This is a genomic window from Photobacterium sp. DNB23_23_1, assembly GCF_052873815.1.
Genome location: NZ_JBNNXT010000110.1, coordinates 1 through 442 on the forward strand (window position 1 = coordinate 1; position 442 = coordinate 442).

Here is a 442-nt window from a genome sequence, read left to right on the forward strand (position 1 = left end):
CTCGTCACTACGCACACGTAGACTGCCCAGGACACGCCGATTACGTTAAAAACATGATCACTGGTGCTGCTCAGATGGACGGTGGTATCCTAGTTGTTGCTGCAACTGACGGCCCTATGCCTCAGACTCGTGAGCACATCCTACTAGGCCGTCAGGTTGGTATCCCTTACATCATCGTGTTCATGAACAAGTGTGACATGGTTGATGACGAAGAGCTTCTAGAGCTAGTTGAGATGGAAGTTCGTGAACTTCTTTCTGAGTACGAATTCCCAGGTGATGACTGCCCAGTAATCATGGGTTCTGCTCTTGGCGCTCTAAACGGCGAGAAAGAGTGGGAAGACAAGATTGTTGAACTAGCTGAAGCTCTAGATAACTACATCCCAGAGCCAGAGCGTGCAATCGATCTACCATTCATCCTTCCTATCGAAGATGTATTCTCAAT

At 48.2% G+C, this 442-nt stretch carries 1 protein-coding gene; it reads left to right on the plus strand.

Annotated features, from left to right (window positions below; genetic code table 11):
* The coding region (locus tag ACVA53_RS25030) for a GTP-binding protein (RefSeq protein WP_446506632.1) at window positions 1–442 on the plus strand (442 nt) is incomplete at both ends.